Source organism: Pirellulales bacterium, assembly GCA_035499655.1.
Taxonomy (GTDB): Bacteria; Planctomycetota; Planctomycetia; order Pirellulales; family JADZDJ01; genus DATJYL01.
Genome location: DATJYL010000165.1, coordinates 1 through 22,533, shown reverse-complemented (window position 1 = coordinate 22,533; position 22,533 = coordinate 1). Strand labels below are relative to the sequence as shown.

General features: G+C 56.0%; 15 protein-coding genes, 1 rRNA gene and 1 pseudogene. 13 read left to right on the top strand and 4 right to left on the bottom strand.

Annotation, left to right across the window (positions count from 1 at the left end; translation table 11 throughout):
* The 6 genes from VMJ32_11865 to VMJ32_11840 all read left to right on the top strand — a co-directional run.
* On the top strand, positions 1 to 2,075 hold a 2,075-nt coding region (locus VMJ32_11865; GenBank protein HTQ39716.1), incomplete at its 5' end, for a tetratricopeptide repeat protein.
* A 218-nt stretch (positions 2,076 to 2,293) separates the two neighbouring features.
* Positions 2,294 to 4,039 (top strand): protein kinase, encoded by a 1,746-nt coding sequence (locus tag VMJ32_11860; GenBank protein HTQ39715.1) that lies wholly within the window; start codon positions 2,294 to 2,296, stop codon positions 4,037 to 4,039.
* Between the two features lie 321 nt (positions 4,040 to 4,360).
* The gene (locus VMJ32_11855) at positions 4,361 to 5,083 is read left to right on the top strand and encodes a hypothetical protein (GenBank protein HTQ39714.1); all 723 of its coding nucleotides are present in this window, start codon (positions 4,361 to 4,363) and stop codon (positions 5,081 to 5,083) included.
* 112 nt (positions 5,084 to 5,195) lie between these two features.
* On the top strand, positions 5,196 to 6,935 hold the full coding sequence (locus VMJ32_11850; GenBank protein ID HTQ39713.1) for a c-type cytochrome domain-containing protein: 1,740 nt from the start codon (positions 5,196 to 5,198) through the stop codon (positions 6,933 to 6,935).
* Between the two features lie 22 nt (positions 6,936 to 6,957).
* Positions 6,958 to 7,437 (top strand): hypothetical protein, encoded by a 480-nt coding sequence (locus VMJ32_11845; protein HTQ39712.1) that lies wholly within the window; start codon positions 6,958 to 6,960, stop codon positions 7,435 to 7,437.
* A gap of 361 nt (positions 7,438 to 7,798) precedes the next feature.
* Positions 7,799 to 8,584, top strand: a complete 786-nt coding sequence (locus tag VMJ32_11840; GenBank protein ID HTQ39711.1) for a DUF1559 domain-containing protein — start codon at positions 7,799 to 7,801, stop codon at positions 8,582 to 8,584.
* Between the two features lie 108 nt (positions 8,585 to 8,692).
* Here the strand turns inward: VMJ32_11840 and VMJ32_11835 are convergent, their stop codons facing one another.
* A complete protein-coding gene (locus VMJ32_11835) occupies positions 8,693 to 10,588 on the bottom strand; it encodes an acyl-CoA dehydrogenase family protein (protein HTQ39710.1) in 1,896 nt (631 codons plus the stop codon).
* 130 nt (positions 10,589 to 10,718) lie between these two features.
* On the bottom strand, positions 10,719 to 11,390 hold the full coding sequence (locus tag VMJ32_11830) for a hypothetical protein (protein HTQ39709.1): 672 nt from the start codon (positions 11,388 to 11,390) through the stop codon (positions 10,719 to 10,721).
* A 485-nt stretch (positions 11,391 to 11,875) separates the two neighbouring features.
* On the opposite strand from VMJ32_11830, the gene VMJ32_11825 reads away from it, so the two are divergent.
* Together VMJ32_11825 and VMJ32_11820 are read left to right on the top strand one after the other, a co-directional pair.
* The gene (locus tag VMJ32_11825; GenBank protein ID HTQ39708.1) at positions 11,876 to 12,619 is read left to right on the top strand and encodes a UvrB/UvrC motif-containing protein; all 744 of its coding nucleotides are present in this window, start codon (positions 11,876 to 11,878) and stop codon (positions 12,617 to 12,619) included.
* Positions 12,620 to 12,952: 333 nt separating this feature from the next.
* Positions 12,953 to 13,084, top strand: a pseudogene (locus VMJ32_11820) (carbon storage regulator).
* 133 nt (positions 13,085 to 13,217) lie between these two features.
* On the opposite strand, the gene VMJ32_11815 reads toward VMJ32_11820, so the two are convergent.
* Positions 13,218 to 13,637: a hypothetical protein gene (locus VMJ32_11815; protein HTQ39707.1), complete on the bottom strand. Its 420-nt coding sequence runs from the start codon at positions 13,635 to 13,637 to the stop codon at positions 13,218 to 13,220.
* 583 nt (positions 13,638 to 14,220) lie between these two features.
* Between VMJ32_11815 and VMJ32_11810 the strand changes: the two genes are divergently transcribed.
* Positions 14,221 to 14,475: a carbon storage regulator gene (locus tag VMJ32_11810; GenBank protein ID HTQ39706.1), complete on the top strand. Its 255-nt coding sequence runs from the start codon at positions 14,221 to 14,223 to the stop codon at positions 14,473 to 14,475.
* 349 nt (positions 14,476 to 14,824) lie between these two features.
* Positions 14,825 to 16,852, top strand: coding sequence for an alpha/beta fold hydrolase (locus tag VMJ32_11805; GenBank protein ID HTQ39705.1), 2,028 nt, complete (start codon positions 14,825 to 14,827; stop codon positions 16,850 to 16,852).
* A 109-nt stretch (positions 16,853 to 16,961) separates the two neighbouring features.
* Here VMJ32_11805 and larE read toward each other — a convergent pair whose 3' ends face one another.
* Positions 16,962 to 17,810 carry an ATP-dependent sacrificial sulfur transferase LarE gene (larE, locus tag VMJ32_11800; protein ID HTQ39704.1) on the bottom strand — a complete coding sequence of 283 codons (849 nt, stop codon included), beginning with the start codon at positions 17,808 to 17,810 and terminating at the stop codon, positions 16,962 to 16,964.
* A gap of 149 nt (positions 17,811 to 17,959) precedes the next feature.
* On the opposite strand from larE, the gene VMJ32_11795 reads away from it, so the two are divergent.
* The 3 genes from VMJ32_11795 to VMJ32_11785 all read left to right on the top strand — a co-directional run.
* Positions 17,960 to 18,502, top strand: a complete 543-nt coding sequence (locus VMJ32_11795) for a sigma-70 family RNA polymerase sigma factor (GenBank protein HTQ39703.1) — start codon at positions 17,960 to 17,962, stop codon at positions 18,500 to 18,502.
* On the top strand, positions 18,499 to 20,760 hold the full coding sequence (locus VMJ32_11790) for an ABC transporter permease (protein ID HTQ39702.1): 2,262 nt from the start codon (positions 18,499 to 18,501) through the stop codon (positions 20,758 to 20,760). Before VMJ32_11795 ends, VMJ32_11790 begins: the two co-directional genes overlap by 4 nt.
* A gap of 868 nt (positions 20,761 to 21,628) precedes the next feature.
* A 23S ribosomal RNA gene (locus VMJ32_11785) occupies positions 21,629 to 22,533 on the top strand; the annotation flags it as partial.

Below are 22,533 nucleotides of genomic sequence, written 5' to 3'. Positions count from 1 at the left end.
CCAATTCGGCGTTTTGGCTGGAGTGGCGTTGGTTTGGAACGAACACGATAGGGTATCACGCGTTCAACCTGCTGCTGCACATTGCCAATGCGCTGCTGATCTGGCTGATTTTGCGGCGGCTGCGTGTGCCGGGCGCATATTTAGCGGCCCTGCTGTTTGCGGTACACCCGGTGAATGTGGAAAGCGTAGCCTGGATTGCGCAGCTAAAGAACGTGCTGTCTTTATTCTTCGGCTTGCTGTCGGTGCTGTGGTATGTGCAGGCCGAGCCTGATGCGCCAAAGGTCCCTTCGCCGCCGTCCAGTCCGTCCTCCGGTACAATTCCCGCCTTGGCCTATGGCTGGTATGTGCTGAGCCTGCTGGCGTTCGCGCTGGCCATGCTCAGCAAGGGTTCGGTGGCGATTGTGCCGCTGATGTTGTTGGTCATCGTGTGGTGGCGGCAGGGACGGATCACGCGCAGGGATTTGCTGCGCAGCGCGCCGTTTTTCCTGGTGGCCGTCATTTTGACGGCCGTGAACATCTGGTTTCAGACGCACGGTTCCGGCGAAGTCATCCGCGACGTGACGCCGCTGCAGCGCTTACTAGGAGCCGGCGCGGTGGTGTGGTTTTATCTGTCCAAGGCCTTGGTTCCCTGGGACCTGTCGTTTGTTTATCCGCAATGGAACATCGACCCGGCCAATCCGCTGTGGTGGATGCCCTTGGCGGCGACGGTAGCGGTTACCGTGGGATTGGTGTGGCAGCGGCAGCGCACGTGGGTCCGGCCCTTACTGGCGGCCTGGCTGACGTTTTGCCTGGGCTTGCTGCCGGTGCTGGGTCTGGTCGACGTGCACTACATGAAATACTCGCTGGTCGCCGACCATTACCAATACATCGCGGTCATTAGTGTGTTGGCGTTGGTGGCGGCGGCCGTCGTCATTTTCACGCGGCGCTGGCCGATGGCTGTGACTGTTACTGCAGGCGCGATGGCGGCGCTCACCTGCGGAATGCTCGCCTGGCAACAGAGCAATATCTATCTCGACCCGGCCTCATTGTATCAATCGATCATTGCAAAAAATCCGGATTGTTGGTTGGCCTATAACAACTGGGGCGTTGATTTGTGCGACGCGGGGCATTCCGATGCCGCAATCGCGCAATACGAAAAAGCCCTGCGAATCGACCCCAACAACGAAGCGATCGAAGACAATATGGGTGCGGCGTTGGCCAAGCAGGGTCATTATCCGGAAGCCATCGAGTACTACCGCAGGGCCCTGCAACTGAATCCCAACTATGCCGAAGCATACGGCAATCTTGGTCTTGCATTAGCCCAACAGGGTTCGCTGGAAGAGGCCATCGCTCAACTGCAGAAGGCCTTGAATTTAAATCCGAACCTTGCCGAAGTCAGTTTCAACTTGGCGTACGACTTAAAGCGCGTGGGCCGTCTGCCAGAGGCCCTTGACCAGTATCAGAATGCTTTACGTCTCCAGCCGGACAACCCCCAGATCCACAACAACCTGGGACTGCTCTTGGACGCCACGGGAAAGCACCAAGAAGCGATAGAGCATTATTACGAGGCCCTGCGTCTGAATCCGCAAGAAGCGGAAGCCGAATGCAATTTAGCCAACGCGTTGGTCGATATGGGCCAGCCGCAGTCGGCCATCGATCATTATCGGCAAGCACTCAAGCTCAATCCACATTACACCACAGCGCATTACGGACTGGGGACCGTCTATTTGCAGAGCCGCCAATTTCGCAGCGCGATCGAGCAGTTTGAACAAGCCGTGCAAGAAAAGCCCGATTACGCTGCAGCACACAGCAACCTTGGCGCGGCGCTGGCCCAATCGGGAGAGTTTCAACAAGCGATCGAGCACTACCAACAGGCCGTCCGTTTGAAGCCCGATTACATCGAAGCCCAGGCCAATTTGGCCACGGCACTGGCGAAACTAAATCGCCGTGAAGAAGCCGTCGACGCCGCGGAAAAAGCCATCGTTTTGGCTCGCTCGCAGGGCAAAACCACGTTGGCTGCGCAAATCCAACGCTGGCTGACCGACTACCGTTCCCAGGCCGCCGAATCTAGTCCGTCAGAGACTCCTGGACGCTAAGCCCCCTTTTTTCAAGTGGAAATGCCTTCCTTTGGCCGGAATGAATCTGGCAGCCGCACCTTATTGCCTAAAATGGCCGCTCCGGCATAAGATTAGCTAGCAACTTCTTCTCTTTCTTGTTATGGTCATGATGGTCGATAAAACCATTGTCAGACCAAATTTGCGCATCCGTCGGGGAAGTCGAAGCGTGTGTGTGTCGCGTGCCAGGGGGCGAATCCATGGTCGCGGTCAGTGTCGACAAATTTCTGGAACTGTTACGCCGTAGCAACCTGATCGAAAAAGGGCAGCTCGATCAGGCCGTTGCGCAGATCGAGCGCGAATTCGGCCCAGCCGCCGTGGCCGACGGCCAAGTCCTGGCCGAAAAACTTGTCGCCGCCAAGCTCATTACTCCTTGGCAGCGCGACCAACTGCTGGAGGGAAAATACAAAGGCTTCTTTCTCTTAGATGACAAATACAAGTTGCTCGGCCATTTGGGCACCGGGGGCATGAGCAGCGTCTACTTGGCCGAACAAGTCAAGATGAATCGGCTGGTGGCAATCAAGCATCTGCCGCAAAAACGGGTAAACGATTCTTCGTATTTGGCTCGCTTCTATCGTGAGGCTCAGGCCGCCGCCCGGCTCGATCACAAAAATATCGTTCGCGCCTATGATATTGACCACGATAGGGATGAGAACAAAGACAACCATTTTTTCATCATGGAATATGTCGAGGGGCGCGATCTCCAAACACTGGTGAAAGATGTTGGCCCGCTCGATTACGACACCGCCGCCGATTACATCCGTCAGGCCGCCGACGGTTTGGAGCACGCGCATCAGGCGGGGCTCATTCACCGCGATGTCAAACCAGCAAATCTGCTCGTTGATCAGCGCGGCGTCGTCAAAGTGTTGGACTTGGGCTTGGCCCGTTCAGAAGATGACAGTCAAACCGCCTCGCTCACCATTGCCCATGAAGAAAATGTGCTGGGCACGGCCGATTATCTGGCCCCGGAGCAAGCCAAAGACAGCCACTCCGTTGACAAACGAGCCGATATTTACAGCCTGGGCTGCACGTTGTATTTCCTGCTGACCGGTCACGCGCCCTTTCCAGAGGGAACCTTAGCGCAACGCATTTGGAAGCATCAAAATCAGATGCCCAAAAGCATTTATGATGATCGGAAAGATGCGCCGCCGCCGCTGGTCGAAGTTTGCTTGCGGATGATGTCGAAGCAGCCCGACGCTCGGTTTCAATCGGCCGGCGAAGTGGCCGTGCAGTTGTCGAAGTGGCTGGAAGGCCGTGGTAAAGAAAGCAGCAGCAGCGGATTGGGATTAGCAAAACGCCCGGTCGGGCCGCCTCCGCGTCGCAGTGGATCATCCCGCTCGGGGGCCATGCCGGTGTATCCGCCCCACCGCGGCAATAAACCGGGCGCTCCGGATGACACGGTTTCCAACCTGAATCGGGAAACCATCAAAGGGGCACCGACCGATAAGCCGATGCCTTCGTCGACGGGCAAGTCGCAAGTGAAATTCGGCGGAAGTAACATATTGGGCCGGCCCGATCAAAGCGGCGGCAGCCGCGTGGTCGGTGGCGCCGGCGGCAGCAGCATTTTGCGGTTGGGGAATAGCAGCGTTTTGGGCCGGGCCGGCAAAAGCAGCATCGTCCGCCCTGGCACCAGCGGGACGGGTGTCGATAAAACTGCCGGTAAATCGTCGCTGCTGAGGGCCAAATCGCTGGATGCTCCCAACTCCGGCGAAGGCGGGAAAAATCCTCCCCCTCCGCGCGATGACACGTTGGGCGAGCTGATCGAAAAAGCCGTGCATGAAGTCACCACAGCGGTCCATCAGGACAAACCGTCCGGTGCTTCGGCGGCGATGCCGCATTATCGCGCGCCGGAATCTTCCATTCCCATCTGGGTTTGGTTTCTTTTGGCCGGGGGCCTGCTGATGGTCGTGGCGCTGATCGTGGGCATCGTGATGAGCGTTCACTAGTATCCATTTGTCCATTTCCGGGCGGGCGCTGAAAATTGTCTTCGCGGCGCCGTTTTTCCAAAAGAGGGGGTGGGGCGGCGCACGTTTATTCCTCATGGTCCGCCAAAACCCCCCGGCTTCAGGAAATTTTAAGTAACGGCCAAGCAGCCACTTGCGGCGTTCACTTGTTTCTGTGGAAGACACCTGCATAAAGTGGATTGGTGGGCTTCACTGCCTGCTCCTTTCCGACCGATTCACTTCAATGCAGCCGCACGGCGGCCCGAGTTTCCCGGCGATTTTTCCGGTCGCCGGCGGCGCCACTTGTGTAGCGAGGTTTTATAAATGGGCCAGCACAATCAAGGCTTTTTTGGCAATCGAATTCGCAATCGCGTGGAGCGATTGAACGCCATGGTGCGCGCCAAGCACTCGCGCCGCGGGGTGCGCTCCAGCAAACGTGCGCGAGGTGTGCCGCGCAACGAGCAACTCCCTTTTGTGCCGCCGGAAAACTGGCACGAACCCCACGAACAAGGCGGCAATTACCGCATCGTCGTGCAATCGCCCGGCGTGGGGCATCGCCATATTCTCACGCTGGCCGAAGTCCGTGATCGACTCTCGCAGTTGCCGCCGCATTTTGTGGCGCCGTTGGAAGTGGTCCAGTTCAGCCGCATGACGCGCAAAAAGCTCAGCTTCCCTTGCTACGGCATGCAATGGGGTCCGACCATCTATTTGTATCCCGTTGAGGAAAGTTTGGTGGAGCGCTTCAAAACGCCACCCAAGCCCGCGCAGTTGATCGAAGCACGTATGTACGGCGGCCGTTGGGAACAAGATGGCCCCACATCGTGGAAGCTGGTGTGGAGCGAGCTGGCCCTTAAAGATTATTACTTGAACAACATTTTGATCCACGAATTGGGTCACTTGCTGGACGACCGCAATTCTCGCTCCCATGACCGAGAGCGCTTTGCCGAATGGTTTGCGCTCCAATATGGATATAAGCCCACCCGACGATTCGTGGCCGCGCCGCAAGAAGTGATGTGGCGGCATCACAAGCCTCGCCAACCACGGTAAACGCGGCCCTTCGCCGGTAGTGTCCACAAGCAGATCAAAACTGAATATAATGAAGCCGCCCCCGGGCGGCTTTTTTATTGGGTGCCCGCTAACCGTGCCACGAATTCACACCATGTCCAGTTCGCTCAAGCCCTGCCGATCGCTCTGGCTTTTTGTGTGGGCTGCAACCGTCGGCATAGCCGCATTCGCGGCCGACAATGCCAATTCCGGCAAAGGCCCGGGGATCGGCCAGCCTGGCATTGGTCAGCCTGGGGTTCCGAGCAAAGCCAGTAATCCCTTCGCCGACGATGTTCCTGCCAAATCCGGCCCGGCCGATTCCTTTCCCGACAAGAACCTGAGCTTTACGAAAAACATCGCTCCCATTTTGGTCTCTAAGTGCACGCGCTGCCACATCGATCAGGCTCGCGGCAAATTTAGCATGGCCACCTTCGAGTCGCTGAAAAAAGGGACGCCCGACGGCCCGGTTTTCGTGGCCGGCAAATCCGGCGACAGTCGCATGGTCGAAGCGCTCACTTCCGGCGATATGCCCCGCGCCGGCCCCAAAGCCACCAAGCCTGAAATCACCGCCATCAGCCGGTGGATTGACGAAGGCGCCAAATTCGACGGTCCCGACGAAAAAACACCGCTGGTCAAACTCACTTCAGCCACAGCGTCGCCACCGCTGGTGAAAAAATCAGACGAGCCCAAGCTCAGCGTCGTATCAGCCACGGGCCGAGAAACGGTGCAGTTCTCCAAAGACATTGCTCCCGTGCTGGTGGAAAATTGTTTCGGCTGCCACACGGGACCGGGGCCGACGGGCAATTTCCAAATGGCGCGCTTCACCGATATGATTCGCGGCGGGCAAAGCGGCAATCCCTGGGTGCCGATGCAGCCGGCCGACAGCCTGCTGATTAAAAAGTTGAAAGGCACCGCCGGCAATCGCATGCCGCAGCCCAAAAACAAGCCGCCGCTGCCGGACGACGTGATCGCCAAATTCGAAAAATGGATTGCCGAAGGCGCCACCTTCGATGGCGGCGATCCCAATCAATCCACCCTGCGCTTGGCAGCGCTTACGCGGGCCAAAATCGCCACGCCGGAGGAATTGGCGTCCGATCGGCTCACCGCCGCCAAGCACATGTGGAGACTCACTGACCCGAAAGATCCCTCCACCACCAAGCAGACCAAAAATCTGTTGATCGTCAGCAACTTGCCTGAGGGCGAACTCCAGGAAGTAGCCCAGACCGCCGAGCAACAAGTGGCCGCCGTGACCCGACTGCTGCATGCGCCCGCCGATCAGCCGCTGGTTCGGGGCGGAATTACGTTGTTCGTGTTTCCCGGGCGCTACGACTACAGCGAATTTGGTCGGATGGTGGAAGGGCGAGCATACCCCAAAGATTGGCGCGGCCACTGGAAGTACGACACAGTCGACGCTTACGCTGCGCTGGTGCCGCCGGTCGATTCCGGCGATTATTCGCTGGCCGGCATGATCCAGCAGCAATTAGCCGCGATTTATTTGGCCAGCCTGGCCGGCAATCCGCCCGATTGGTTCAGCGAGGGGAGCGGCCGCGTGCTGGCTTCGCGCGTCGATTTCAAAAGCGAGCGAGTCCGCAATTGGAACGATCGCTTGAAAGAACTGGCCGCAGCCAGCAAGCTCGAAACGTTTGTGACGCACGGCCTGCCGCCGGACGACAACGACATTGCCGCCTATGGTTTTATGAAAGAGGCGATGGCCAATGCCGGCAAATATTCGCAATTGGTCATTGCCCTGCGGGGCGGACAGTCATTCGATAACGCCTTTGCGCAAATTTACGGCAGCCCGCCGCAAGCGCTGGCCGCCGCTTGGGCGGCATCAATAAAGGGCGGGGGGACTTAATCGCCATGCTCAAACCGACATTGTGCCCCGCATGATTCCCAGCAGCGTTGAACGACTGTTGAAAAGCCCGTCGAAAGATAATGCCGCTGCGTTGTTGGAAGACGAGTCGGCGGTGTTTCACGTTGATTGGCGCGAGGAAGACGACGCCATTGCGCGGTACTGCGAGGCGATTTTGCGCACCGGTTCGTTGGCGGCAAAACTTGTGGATATCGAGGCCGAGCCGGGCTTCGAGCTGTATATTTCGCACGCGGGAAAAAAGGTGACAGTGCCGCTGGTGGTGGGGCCGGCCGATCGGCATACCACGCTCCGGGCCATCAACCGAGTGTTAGCTCCCGATTACGAAGTTCGCGTGTGCGTCGCTTCCAACGGGATGGATACGCTCGCATTTTTGCCGCTGTCCGCCGCCGACTGGAAAGTGCTCGAAGGAAAATATGGCCTGCAGGTGGCGAAGCATTTCCGGAAAATTGAAAAGACGCCGAATTTGTTCACCGAAGCGTGGTGATTCTCAGCCTGATTGAGGCATTTCTCATTTGCCATTTGTCTGATTAGGCGGAGCCGGTGCGGTGGCACTTTGCTTTTTCTTCGCCTGGTTCATGCGATGGGTCGTCCAACGGCTGGGTCGGTGTTGGATCGGTTTACCATCCGGTCCAACCGCCTTGGTTTGAACTGCCAGCGGCGCGGTGGAGTCAGACGAGCAGCCCATTGGGCTAGCCACGGCGAGTGCAAGGCTTATATTGGCGAGCAGCCGTTTCATAGTTTGGCTTACCTGTTGCAGCGAGACTCACGCCACGATAGGCGCCAGGATTTTCGGTTCTGTTATAGCCTGTTCTGCTAAGCCCTCATAGAAGGGAGTCGGTTTCACCATGACCAAGCTGATCGCCCGGAATGCATTTACGCTTGTCGAAATGCTCGTGGTCATTGCTATTATTGGCATATTGGTTGCTTTGCTGATGCCGGCCGTTCAGTCGGCGCGGGAAGCTGCAAGGTGCAGCGAATGCCGTTCCAACTTAAAGCAAATCGGACTGGGTGTTCTGCAATATTACGAAGTCACCAAAGGGAAATTCTTCCTGCACCATCCGTTTTTGGCTGATGTAGCCTCGCAATTTGCTAACGCCGATTCGTTCGCGGAGATCTATTGGGAAGATAAAATTGGTCCATTCACCGGTGGCTCGCACGAGGAAAACGACGCGCTCGCACAGCAAGGCATTGTCATGGACGTGGTCTTCCGCTGTTCCGACGATCAATCCGTGCGAGAGCCGTATGTAGACGACACGGGCCAAATCGACGGTATTTCCAATCGGACTAGTTACATGATGAATTCGCTCTTGAGCCACATGACCCGCCGATATGGCAAATGGACGATCAATCGCTTTCAATCGGAAGTCGGCTTGTCGCAGTTTTTGTGCTTTTCGGAACGCAATGCCAATGCGTTTAATGCATCGGATGGCAACGACCCGCGCCAAGACGATTATGACATTTGGTTGGGAACGGACATTATTGGCTCATGGTTCGCACAGAACCGTCATAATGGAGTGGCCAACTATCTGTATCTTGATGGTCACGTTGTAAGTTTGAACTGGAACAGCGCCATTGTTGACATGTATCCCGACAAAAATGTGCTCGTCGACGACGGCACGTATGCCAATTGAAAATTCCGCTCCGCAAGCCACATAGCGTCGCCTGAGTTGGTCGATTGCAAGTATGCAATCCGAGGCCGCTTGATAGAGGGCACGCATCCCTCGGCTCGGGCGCACCATCTACGGCAGCACGGCGTTGGCAGCTTGAGTGGCTAGCGCATCGTCGTTGTCCCACAAATCGGCTAGCGCGCGGCGAATGCGGCGTTCGGCACTGCGGAGGTAATAGCGGCCGGCGATGAGGTCGCTGGCTATGGCCGACTTCAGATGTCCGTTCCCCTCACCGCGGCCCTCTCCCACAAGGGGAGAGGGAGGAATGGCACGGCTGCGGTCAGCGGCAGCACTGCCCTCTCCCAAAGGGAGAGAAAGCAGTGCGTCGAGTCGTCGCAGTACGCAGCTGCTGACGTACAATTCAATCGCGGCGTCGGCAATGCGGCCGGCCTGATATTGCCGCTCGACAATTTCTTCCCGATAGGTTCGCAGCAACCGTTCCACATTCGAGCCGAACGTGCTGACAGTGTGCCCCAGCCGCGCAGCTTCGGGCTCCAATTCGCTGTGATGCACCCGCACCTCCGGAGACCGGAACAGTCCTTCCAATTTGCGGCCGGCAAATCCGCCGAGTTTAGAAAAGTGTTTGAGCGGGCTGGACAGAGCATCCAGCACGCCTTTCAATTCCAGCCCCACGTCGCGCATCCCGACCAAGGCCACGAAGGCGCGGAGCACGTCGTTGGCCCCCTCGCCGATCATGTTAATCCGGGCGTCGCGCATCATCCGTTCGTAGGGCTCGTCGGTGAAGTAAGCTTTGCCGCCGAAAATTTGGATGGTGTCGTTGATGATCCGCCACAGCGTGTCGGTGGCGAACACTTTCAGCATGGCGGTTTCCAGCATGTAATCGTCTTCGCCCGAATCGATGAGAGCTGCTGTCAGATACGTGGCCGCTTCAATCGCGAATGCGCCGGCATTCATGAAAGCCAGTTTTTCTTTGACCAGCTCGAACGTGCCGATCGGCTCCCCAAACTGCACCCGTGTGGCCGCATGCCGGCTGGCGCGCTGCAAACAAAATTTTGCCGCCCCGGTGCAAGTGGCGCCGAACGTAACGCGCCCAAAATCCAGCACCGTAAGCGCCACGCGCAAGCCTTTGCCAAGTTGGCCCAGAACGTTTTCTTTGGGTACGAACATATTGTGAAATGCCAATCGTCCGGTGGCCGAGCCTCGCACGCCACACTTGGGCATCCGGGCTTCCACCACTTCGAAGCCAGGCATGTCGGGCGTGACCAGAAAGGCCGTGATTTTGGTTTCGGGCTGGCCGCCGATTGTCTTGCCTCCCCTCACCCCGGCCCTCTCCCCAGGGGAGAGGGAGGAGGAAGGCACCGGCGTGCGAGCCATGACCGTCAGCACTTGGGCGATGCCGCCGTTGGTGATCCAGCGCTTGGTTCCGTTCAAAAGAAAACCCCGGCCATCTTCGGTAGGCGTGGCCGTAGTTTGCACGTTGGCGGCATCGCTGCCGGCTTCCGGCTCGGTGAGTGCAAATGCGCTGATCCATTCGCCGGTGGCCAATTTTGGCAAGTAACGTTGCTGTTGCTCCGGCGTGCCGAACAGAACAATCGCCCGCGGGCCGATGGAATGGTGCGCGTTCACAAACAGGGCCGTGCTGGCGCAATGCCCGCCGAGCACTTCCAGCAGCCGGCAATACTGAGTTTGCGATAAGCCCCGGCCGCCGCATTCGGCAGGCAAGCATGCGCCCAGCATGCCCAGGCGGCCCAGCCCGTCGATGATGCGCTGCGGAATCATTGCGTCGCGGTCAATGGCCACCGGGTCGATTTCCGCTTGGCAGTATCGCCGCAGTTCGTCCACCAGGGCCAGCGTGGCTGTGTCGGCCGCCAGATTGGGATAATCGAGCAGCTTGCGATTGGCAAACGTGCCGAAGAACAACCCTTTGGCAAAGCTGGCTTGTGCCAACCGATCGCCCAACAATTCTTCGGCCTCGGCAATTTGCTGCTCGCGCTGTTTTAGCGGCATCGTCCACTCCTGGCGTGTGTCGAATTCGCCAATCCGCCGGCGAATGAATCGGGAGTTGCCAGCCCTGGTGAATTATCGGGCTGGAAGCCGGAAGTGGCAACGTCGCTGTGGAAAGCCGGCTGAAACGCCGCTATTCGGCCTGCGATGACGCGGCAGAAAAGCCCGGCAGCCAGCGCGGCGCCGTGGAATGCAAATCGGGCAGCGTAATTTGCGGATCAAGTATTTCCGCCGGAGAGCAGTGAGAAGAACTCTGCACGCTCGCGGTTTTGACGTTTGTGGCTTGATCGGCGGGGTGGGATTGCGGGCTTGATTGCTCGCTGGCTGCCAAACGCTCGTTTGGCGTCTGGTTTTCTGCAATTTCGCAGCGGCATTTGTCGCAGCAGTATTCCACGACCCACTTGTACGTGGGCACTTTATGCGTGACTTCGATTTTCACCAACTTCGTCACTGAGCGAATACGGGCACACTCAGACGGATTCCAAATGGAATACAACGGCTTGTAATCGTGCAGTAGCGAACAGTTATTAGGATCGCATTCGTCGATTTTCGTGCAGCATTTTTCACTCGGCCCGGGAATGCAGACATCGGAGCAGCGGCAAGCGTAGACGGTCTCTTTCACGTCTTTCCACTCGCAAACTACGTGGCAAATTTTTTGGCAGTGCGCTTGGCAGCCGCAGTGGGCGCATTTGCAATCGCACCCGTCATCGGTCTGGCAATGCTCGCCAGGGCAGGGGGCATTATCGTCAGCCAGCAACAGGGCGGGAGCAGCCAATAAGGCGAACAACAAAAACAAGCGGTTCATGGCGAAATGCTTTTCTGATTGAAGTTCGGTGAGACGATCATGATCAGCGGGGTTAGCATCCAGCCTGCAGGCAAAACGCGAGTGATTTGGCCGCAGCACTCCCGCTACATAATGTTTTTCGTCCGTAACTTCCTCACAGGCCACAAACTGCCGGACAACAGGCAAATCCAACGCAGCCGGCAAAGTCATCGTGAATTGCCGCCACGAGACGTTTGGGCGATAGCACTTAGCCGTTCATTGCCTGTGCCAAGCCCTCGCACGACTGCCGACGTGTTTTTTTCCGCCAACCACGGGCGTGTACGTGTATCTGCAACCAGTGGTAAAGCGCCACGCTTGCGGATTTTTTGCAATCGCACAATGTAGCAGGCTAACACTTTACGACAACCCTGCACGCTGTCGGCACCCTTGATATAATTGCTGCGCGGATGCAATTGGCAGCTTCGCATGCCACTTTGGGCTTGGTTTTGTTGGAGGCTTTTTTTGAAATGACCCGTCGCAAAGACATCGACGATTTGCTTGCCAACTGGCCATTTCAGCCCGGCGACGTGATGGCCCGTTTGGTGAAAGCCGCCGATGGCCGGGAGGTGCTGCAAATGCGGGTCGACATGGGATTGTTGCAGATGGAAGTGGAGGGCCGGCCGGATGGTTCGCGGCCGGAAGGAGCGGAGACCTACTTCGATTACTTATTGTCCAAGGTGATTTCCGAAGGGGACGGCTTCATGCTGAATGCGCCGCAGTGCGCGGAAGTGGATCGGGAATTTGTGCAGTTTTATCACCGCCGCATTTGCTGGTTAGCGCTGCGAAAATTCCGGCGGGCCATGAAAGACGCCGATCACACGTTGGCCCTCATGGATTTCGTCAAGCAGCACTCGCCCGACGAACAATGGACTCTGTCGCACGAACAATACCGCCCCTTTGTGCTGTTCCATCGGGTGGAGGCCGCCGCTTTGGCGGAGCTGGAAGACCGCGGACCCGAGGCGGCCATTGGCGAAATCAATCACGGCCTGGATCGATTTCGACAAATTTTCGAAGAGTACGAGGTCCGTGAGAAATTCGACGAAGATGAACTCGTCCGGCGGTTGTTGGAATTGCAGAAATCGTTGCGTGAACACTACCAGGTCGATCGCACCCTGGACGAACGATTGGCCGAGGCGGTGGCCAGCGAACAGTACGAACTGGCCGCGCAACTCCGCGATGAAATTGCCCGCCGCCAAACGCAGAGCCATTAAGTGGCCTAGCACAAAGGAAGCGGACCGGAAGGAGATCTAAGCGGTATCACTCGTGGTGATTCGCCAGCGGGCTACCATCCTGACTGCAGCCAGATGGCTTCGGCCGATGACTTGCGTTTGTAAATCTGGCCGTCGCCTGGCTTGTAAACTTGTACAGTAAACGCTGTCGATGCTGGCACGTGCCACCTCTGGGATTTGCGGGAAAAGCTGGAGCCTGTTCAACTTCCGTCAATCTGTTGGCTTTCTGTGCCGTTTGGCACACCCTCTGCATAAAGACATCGATCAGACGGCAAGGCGAGCGCGTTTTTCAGGGGCTTTTGTCGAGGAGCAGTTATGTTAGTGCTTACGCGGAAACCACAGGAGCAGATTCGAGTGGGCGAAGACGTGGTCATCACCATTTTGCGCGTGAAAGGGCAATCGGTGCGGATCGGTATCCAAGCGCCCCCGGAAGTAAGTTTGTTGAGGGCCGAACTTACTCCGCACCAATCTTCCGCCGAGGAGAGCCCTCCGGAATCTCCCACAGAGAACCGTCGCGCAGCCCGCAAATTAACAAATTCGAGATCGACGAGATTGAAATCGACAAACGCGCCCGGAAAATTCACGACTCCGTTTGCCGGCGGAGAGCCAAATCGATTAACCTCCGCATCGGCTTTCGCCGAATTCGTGCCCGGGCTTCTTCGGCAAAACACCACCGAATTCTGCGCCCATCCTTCGCCACGTCCGCGGAATCTACCTGTAGCAGGAACACGGTAATTCGCACCTGACGCCCATTCTGCGTGGTCGTGAGATCATCAAGGGGTAGCGAATTTCCGGGTAGGGAAATCAATTCTGCGAAATCCGTCACGCAGCGGCGGGCGGCCTGTTCCGCCGTTTCGTGCTCTGCGATTGTGGCGTGCGGAAACTCCCAGCGGCTGCTTCCCTCCGCCGAAACCAAGCAGAACTCCAAGCGCTGGTCGCGGAAACGAAATGGGACCGCACAGGCCTCGTGACGCGCAATTCCCCGGTCTCCAGGAGCCATTTTGTGAACTCGCGGGCTAGTACAGGTGGGGTAATCAGATACCTAATTCGATGTATCCGGTCTGGGGCTGCACAACAGCCAAGCAACTTTAAGTGCCGACCCCATTTGTCTTTACAATTACTCCGATCCTGCCTTGCCCGTGATCTTTTAGTTGTAACAAGGTGATAAGTAAAATTCACTAACTATTTCTCTTTTTTTTGTGTACGTTGCTGGTAGAGACTGGGTTGCTAGCGTAGGCCGGTAGGTAGCGCAGCAACATGATTTTGCGCAAAGCCGGCCTTGGTTTGCGCTGTTTTTGAGTTCTATTCCGGCAGCTTTTGTGCGATTGATAGCTAGCAGGTGGCGCATAACTCAGATCGAGACGGTTAGCTCACTTCGAGATTGCCCATTCCGCTATAAAGAATTGAGGAAAAAAATCGCAGGTCGCGAAAAAATCTCTAAAGTTTGAAGCGGCACATCTTTGAGAGCGTTTCTTAGCCGGATTCCGTGTCGACAGTTGCTTCACGGCATCAGCGTTGCACGAACGCAACAGCGAGGGCGGAGTGTCCCATTTCTGATCCGCATACTCAGGGAGGACTTAGCCATGTTGATTCTCAGCCGGAAGGTTGGCGAGCGAATTGTAATTGGTTCTGATATTACGGTGGTCGTCAGTCGTGTAAACGGAGACCGCGTGACATTAGGCCTTGAAGCGCCTCCGGAGGTGCATATTTTGCGCGGCGAATTGCGTCCGTTTGGCGAAAAGGAACGGGCGGAAAAGACCGTGCCCGTTTCGCCGGGCCGACACACACAGCGCGGAGATCGGTCGCTGTCGGCCGACCGTCGTCGTTCGCCCCGTTGATCACACTTTCCCAGGGGGGGTGGAATTGCGTGCCACGGTTGTTCGAGCCGGTAAGGCCCTAATACACTTCGAACGACATCAAGGCCGGCGAGTGGATGGCCGTGGCACGCCGATTCGTTGATCGTTAAAGCCAACAACTGCTAGCGTCTTGGTACGGAATATCAGGCCTTGCAACTGTCAACCGCGATTGAGCCGCACCAGAATTCCCGCTATTCTTTTCGCGCGCGGCTTGCTTTTCTGTTTTTTGCCGCCGCAAAGGTCGTGTGCGCCAGTCCCGGGCGCAAGTCTCTTCTTTGGTCTTCTTAGTTTTCCAGCAAGAACTGGTGATTCACTTTCTGTAAATTAGTCGATGGATCGACGCCTGCTAGCACGTCAGGGTATCCTGCGCGGCTTTGTCAGCCGCCCTGCGATCCATCCTGCGCGCTACCTGTTCCCGATAGCCCTGTGCGCGGCGCTGGCTACTGGATGCGCCAGTCCAAAATGGGTTGTGGTGCGCGATGCTCCGCGCAATCCGCTCACCGAACGTTTGAAGCTGCTATCGAGCGGCGGTCCGCGCCCCACGCAGCGAACGCTGATGTTTTTGCGGCGCTACGATCTGCAAGGACACGTACACGACAATCCGGTCGAACTGGTACATCAAGTTCAAGGCGTGATCGATAAAGACCCGTCGCCGGAGGCGCTAGCGGCGGCCGCGGAACTGGCATACATCGGCGGCGTCAAATCGCAAGCCCTGATGCAGACGCCGCAAGCGTTCAATTTGTATTGTGCCAGCGTCGCTTATTCGTACGCCTATTTGTTCAATCCTGCGTTCACGCTGTCGGCAAATCCCTACGATCCGCAATTTCGCGGCGCTTGCGATTTATACAACGCCAGCCTGGAAGCCGCGCTGCGCGTGGTCAACAAGCAGGGTAATCTGCGGCCCGGTCAAACCTTTAGCGTCGAGCTCAAGGGTCAACAGTACGATATCGCCATTCAACCGCGCAACGTGCCGTGGCCGGCCGGCGATATCAAACAATTTGAATTCGTCTCCGATTACCAAATCAACGGCCTGAAAAACGTGTTCCACACCTACGGCTTGGGTGTGCCTTTGATTGCTGTGCGGCGCGATCATCCCGTTGACGACCCCGTCGAAAAACATTATGCCCCGGGCCTCAGCTTTCCGGTCACGGCCTTTCTACGGTGCTTGCCCGACGATTCCGCGCTGGCGACGACCAATACAACGGCCGACGGCAAGCGCCACCATCAGGCTGTGTTGGAGTTGTACGATCCCCTGCAATCAACCGACATTGCTCTGGACGATCGGCACGTGCCGTTGGAAAGCGATATCACCACGCCGCTGGCATATTCTCTCAACGATCCGTCGTTTGCGGCTCTCGACCAACCCACGACGGGCTTTTTGCATCCGAAAGAGATTAAAGAATTGGCCGGCATTTACATGCTGGAACCGTATCAGCCCGGAAAAATTCCGGTACTCATGATTCACGGCCTATGGTCCAGCCCGATTACGTGGATGGAAATGTTCAACGATTTGCGGGGCGACCCTGACTTGCGCAGCCAATACCAGTTTTGGTTTTACCTGTATCCCACCGGCCAGCCGTTCTGGCACAGCGCCAGTCAGTTGCGCGAAGCGTTGGCCGATTTGCGCAACACGTTTGATCCGGCGCATCAGGAAGCGGCGCTGGATCAGATGGTGCTCGTGGGTCACAGTATGGGAGGGCTGCTGGCGAACATGCAGGTCGTGAACAGCCGCGACGATTTCTGGCACATCGTCAGCGACAATCCTTTCCAACTGGTCAAAGCCGACAACAATACCCGCGCTGGATTGGACCGCACATTTTACTTTGCAGCCAATCCTTCAGTGCGAACCATCATCACCATCGGCACGCCGCACCGGGGAAGTTATTTCGCCAACGACGTGACACGCTACCTGAGCGAAAAGTTGGTTTCGCTGCCCGAGACGATGACGGCCCGGCTGGCCAAGCTGCGGCTGGATAACCCGGGATTTTTCCGGAACACCGAGATGATAACCCCGGAAACGAGTCTGGATTCGTTGTCCCCCAGCGCCCCGATTTTGCCGGTGTTGTTAGCAGCCCAGCGACCGCCGTGGATTAAATATCACAATATCGTGGGCCGATTGCCCGCCAGCGACTGGCAGGTGAAGCTGTTCGGCGATGGGGACGGCGTGGTGCCCTACGAGAGTGCCCACTTGGCCGATGTGGACAGCGAAATCGAAGTGCCTGCTGAGCATGACGAAGTGCATCGCCATCCGCAAACCATTCTGCAAGTCCACAACATCTTGGCGGAACATTTGCGCGAAGTGAAAGAAGGATACCCGGAGGTGGAGACCACACAGCGCGCTACGACCACGGCGAGATGAATGACCAATGACCAAATCCCAATGACCAATGATTCAGTGGAATGACCAAATGGCCCGGAATAATCATTTAGCAGCTAGGCTTGTCCAGAAATTGGTCATTGGTGCTTGGTCATTGGTCATTTTCCGAAATGATTGGCAGTAACCCACTCGTTTCGAGCGCCTCGTTCTGGCTGCCCGAGCGAAAGCCTTCCAGATCCAGCGTGACGTATTTGAAGCCCAAGAGTTTCAATTCGGTACTCAAATATTCGCGGATTTTCGGTTCCGCCAAAGTGGCGATGGCCTCGCTGGGCACTTCCAGCCGGGCTAAGTCTCCCTTGTGGTAGCGCACCCGAACCGTGCGCAGACCCAGTGAGCGTAGCAGTTGCTCGGCGCGATCGATCATTTGCAGACGCGCGGTAGAAACTTCTTCGCCATAGGCCACGCGGCTGGAAAGACAGGGAGAGGCGGGTTTGTCCCAGACGGGTAAGTTCCACTCGGCCGCGAGTGCGCGAACGTCTTGTTTCGTAAAGCCGCATTCCAATAGCGGGCTGCGCACCCGATGTTCGCCTGCGGCTTTCATGCCCGGCCGCCAATCGCCGGCATCGTCGACGTTGGCGCCGTTGACGATCACGGCCAGTCCCAACTGCGCTGCCAACGGTTCCAATTGCTCGTACAACTCCGTCTTGCAAAAGTAACACCGGATGGCCGGATTGGACGTGTAGTTGGCGTCGGCGAATTCGTCGGTCTGCAGCACTTCGTGGCGGATGCCAATTTGCTGCGCGATTTGCCGGGCCGCTTCCAATTCTCCCTCCGCCAAACTGGCACTTACGCCGGTAACGGCCACAGCTTTTTGCCCAAGTGCCAACTGAGCCGCCTTCGCCACGACTGCGCTATCGACACCACCGGAAAACGCCACGGCACAACTGCCATAACTACGCAGTAGCGCCAGCAATTTCTCGGTTTTTTCGGCGGGAAGCATCTGTGATTTTCCCAATTGCGTGGTCCGTAAATATCATCCGGTTCTGAGCCGCGCCGGGCAAGCCCGGCGGCTAAGTGAATTTTTTGTGGATATGGTTGCGCCGGCCTTGGTTTGGCGTCATTATAGTTAAAGGCCCTGAGGAATCACGATTGAATCGCACGGGCAACGACGTTTTGACGCTGCTCACCGAACAAGGCGGACGGCTGCACGGCTTGCTGTTTCGTCTGACGTTGCGCGCCGAAGTGGCCGAAGACTTGTTGCAAGAACTGTTTTGCAAACTGGCCGTGAGCGAAGGATTTCGGCTGGCCGACAACGCCGCGGCATTCGCCTACCGAACAGCGACAAATTTGGCGTTCGATTGGCGTCGGGCGAGGAAACGAAATCCAACGGCTGAGACCGATGGCGAAAACGTAGTAACAGCCACTCCGTCAGCATTGGCAGATTTAGTGCGGCGGGAGGAGTTGGAGCAAACACTAACCGCCATCAGCGATTTGTCGCCAAACAGCCGCGACATCATCGTGATGCACTATTTACAACAGCAAAGTTACGAAACCATCGCCGAACAATTCGGTAAAACAGCCCATCAGGTTCGCGCGTTAGCCCACAAGGCGATCAAGCAACTTCGTAGAAAACTCGAAACAGAACCTAAAGAAACAGCGAAGACGCAAAGGGATGGAGGGAAAGTGAAATGAACCACCCACGAGATTTATTGCACGATTTGAACGAACTCTCACAGCTTCAACCTGATGTTGCCACTACCCAGCGCGCCATTGAAAAAGTGCGTGCTGCTCTCACGGAAGTCCAGGGGTTGCAACCCCTGGACTTGACGGCTGTATTTCGCACACGCGCGTTAGGAGCCAAACTTATGCGTCCTCGCACTCTTGTTGTTATCGCCGCTGCGGCTGTAATTTTGATCTTTGCTGCCCAATGGCTGCCATCCAACTCCAGCGGCAATATCGCCTTCGCTCAAGTGCAGGAAGAGGTGGCCAAAACGAAATCGGTGCAATATTTGGAAACTGAAAATGATGCGACGACCTCAGGTGCATCGAGCGCCACAATTCTCCGCAACGTTTCCATATTAGGCGAGTCACGCAAACGAGAAGAGATTACATTCAACTTTGTGGGCCTGGCAGATTTCGATCTGATAGTAAGCAATGATGCTAAAAATGATGGTGCTAGCCATACGCTTGCTGAACAACTTGGCGAGCAGATTGCTGGACTGCAAGGTGTCGATCGAGTGGCCTATGGCATGGTGGATGTCATTTCGTTAGACCACGCCAGGGGCATACTGCTTCAAGGGTGGCCGCTCGATAGTCCGGTGTTTGATCGCTTGACAGTCATGCAGGGTCGGCGGTTGAAGGCGGAAGAAAAACGCCAAGCAATGATCGGTTTCAAGCTGGCGGAGCGGCTAAATAAAAAAATTGGCGATACGGTGGCGTTGCACCAGGAGCCATTTGAAATTATCGGAATTTACGAAAGCGGAAATGGTTACGAGAACTTGGGCCTGGTAGTGTCCTTGGAAGAATTGCAACGGCTGACTAATCACTACGACCAGGTGAGTGGATTTTTGGTGAGAGCAAAACGTCCGATTGACAAAAATGCGCTGCAGGAATTACGCGAGCACATCAAAAAATTACAGCCAGATATTGCTGTGCGCCTCGTGGCGGGTCTCTTGGGCCCGAACGTTGTTATTACTGACTTAGCAAGTCAAAAAGCAATTTATTTGCAGCCCGCCGATAAGACCTGCGAGATGGTCCCAGCCGGCACAGGATTGCAGGGCTTCGACGCTGCTTTTTACGATTCCTTGCCGCCATCAAAGGTCGATCTCTATGAATTGATCCGCAATGTTCCCACGGCCGGCGCAAAATTCTTGGGGCAACGTACGTTTGCCGGTAAGGCATTGCTGGGTTATTCCATCGAGAAAGAAGAGCAAAAGGGGGAGGGAACCGAGACGTGGAACCGGACCTATTGGGTTGATCCCACAACCAAGCTGCCGGTGCGAATTGAAACTTCGCACCGTAGCACTGCTTTTGTGGCCGCCGATAAGGATTCATTAATCAGTAACATTGTTTTCGATGCGCCGATTGATCCAAAGCTTTTCAGCCTTGCACCGCCCGCGGGTTATACTGATTCAACCGCAGTTGCCAAAAGCAATCCAACACCAAAAGCCGTCGACGGCAAAGCCACCGAATTTGTTTTCGCCGATGTGCAGGATGAGGTTGCAAAGGCGACGACGACACAATACACCGAGACTTCAAAGTATCAACTGAGCGGCGATGGTGCTACCAACACTAAGATTACCCGCGTGCAAATTCTCGGCGATAGCCTAAAGCGAGAAGATCAGCAATTGCGAACAATCGACAAGAATGGAAACGATGTGCGTCCGGAAGATTCGCGACATTCTATCTCCGTGTTTGACGCAAATAAAGAAAAATTGATGGCTTGGTATCCGGATCGCAAGGGCTACATCGTTAATGACTACGCCACGCCGCAGACGCCACCCGAAGGCAAAAAGTCTACCGCGGCACAACTTCATATGATCGGCGGCCTGGCGGATTGGCTCCGCAATGTACCGGTCAATAAAGCAAAGCGGCTACCGGAGAAAATGATTAACGGTAAGTCAGCCGTCGGTTTTTTGGTGGAAGAAAAGTATCAAGACGCGCTCGGCAAAAACCAGATCATCGTTTCGCAGCAAACATATTGGATCGATCCGACGACTAAATTGCCCGTGCGAATTGAATCGTCGATTCTCGGCTCGCCAAAGAAACCGGATGAGACAATTGACGGATTGCCGCGCTTTGCTTACTCAGGCGATTCAGCGTCGGTAGTTTCCGAAATCGTGTTTGATGCGCCGTTGGATGAAAAACTCTTTACTCTTGAACCCCCCGCGGGTTACACGAATCTTCGAGCTTTGAAACCTACGACATCGCCGGATAAGCCAGGTGGTTAAATACGGAATCATTGGGAATCGCAGGGCGAAAAATGCGGGGTTTTGCTACTTGCCGGCGAAGCGGCGGCCGATATAATCGAGATCGGCTAGATGACCTGTTTCAAACGGTTTCGCCTAACCTCACATAAAGCGAGTCGGCGGAATATCTTTCGGTTTGCCCATTCAGTAAGGTTTTTGCCTTGCGGCCAGGCGGCGAACCCTCCTTTACAGGTCCGGCAGTGTTTGATACATTTTGAGGTTTCCCATTTGGGAGCAGCGTTTTAAGGCAGCGGTTGTGTGGGAGTGTTTTCGGTAGGAACCTCTGTGAATAAAGGCCGGTTTTGCCAGAGCCAAGGATGGTGATTTTTCATCCGGCTTGGCGGCAAGTTCGGCCTCTGCTCACTGAGGGCAGTTCGGCGGTTGGTCGTGATGGATGCCTTTTGCAAGAGGCGCCCCTCACCCCGGCCCTCTCCCGTAAATGGGGAGAGGGAGATAGCCGCAGTTATTGATCTTTGACAATTGAGTTGTAGTAATTGGCATCTTGTAAAAATAGAACTGGACGGTGCACTATCTCTCGATGGTGTTCCGCCATGTTCTCCAAGGCTCTTAGAAAATATCGACAGGGCTTGGTTGCAAGGCGGCTGTAGTGATGGTTTAAACCTGCCAAGGTTTGGCCCGTTGCTCCGGCAAAATTGCGGTCAAGCATTACTCGATGAATTTGGAATCGTTACTTATTTGGTCACGGGGCCGCGCGCTTGCGGCGATGGTGACCAATGGATCCAGTAGCAGCCGAAAGTTTAATGCCCTCACGCCGCCGCGGTTTTCCGTGTCGGCTAAATTAGCCCCGGGCTCTGCCCGGGGGTGGTTTTCGAGAGCGTTCGATTTAGGTGGTTAAGCTACTAAGAGCGCATGGGGGATGTCTTGGCGTTAGGAGGCTTTGAAGGGCGTGGAAGACTGCGATAAGCCCGGTGTAATTGTCAAACGAGTGTTGATACCGGGATTCCCGAACTAGCACACACTGAATCCATAGGTGTGTTGCGGCGAACGCGGTGAACTGAAACATCTCAGTAACTGCAGGAAAAGAAAGAAACCTCGATTTCCTTAGTAGCGGCGAGCGAACGGGAAATAGCCCAAACCGCGGTGGTTTTCCTCCGCGGGGTTGTAGGGCTCTTCACATGGGAGTTACAAAGCAATCGGTTAGCTGAACGATCTGGAAAGTTCGTCCACAGAGGGTGACAGGCCCGTAGGCGAAAATCGATTGTCTCCCGAGGAGTACCTGAGTAGGTCGAGTCACGTGGAACCTCGACTGAATCTACGGGGACCATCCCGTAAGGCTAAATACTCCCTAACGACCGATAGTGAACTCAGTAGAGCGATTGAAAGATGAGAAGAACCCCTGCTAGGGGAGGATAGTGAACCTGAAACCATGCGCTTACAAGCGATCGGAGGACTATGGCCCGATTTATCGGGCAATGTCTGACGGTGTGCCTTTTGCATAATGATCCGGCGAGTTGTCGTTGGTGGCAAGGTTAAGGCTCTCAGAGCTGTAACCGTAGGGAAACCGAGTCTGAATAGGGCGAATAAGTCACCAGTGGCAGACGCGAAACTGCACGATCTACCCATGAGCAGGTTGAATCTCGGGTTATACCGAGTGGAGGACCGAACCCATCTGGGTTGAAAACCGGTGGGATGACTTGTGGGGAGGAGTGAAAGTCTAATCAAGCGCAGAGATAGCTCGTTCTCTCCGAAATAGCTTTAGGGCTAGCCTCGTTTTACTACGCATCGGGGGTAGAG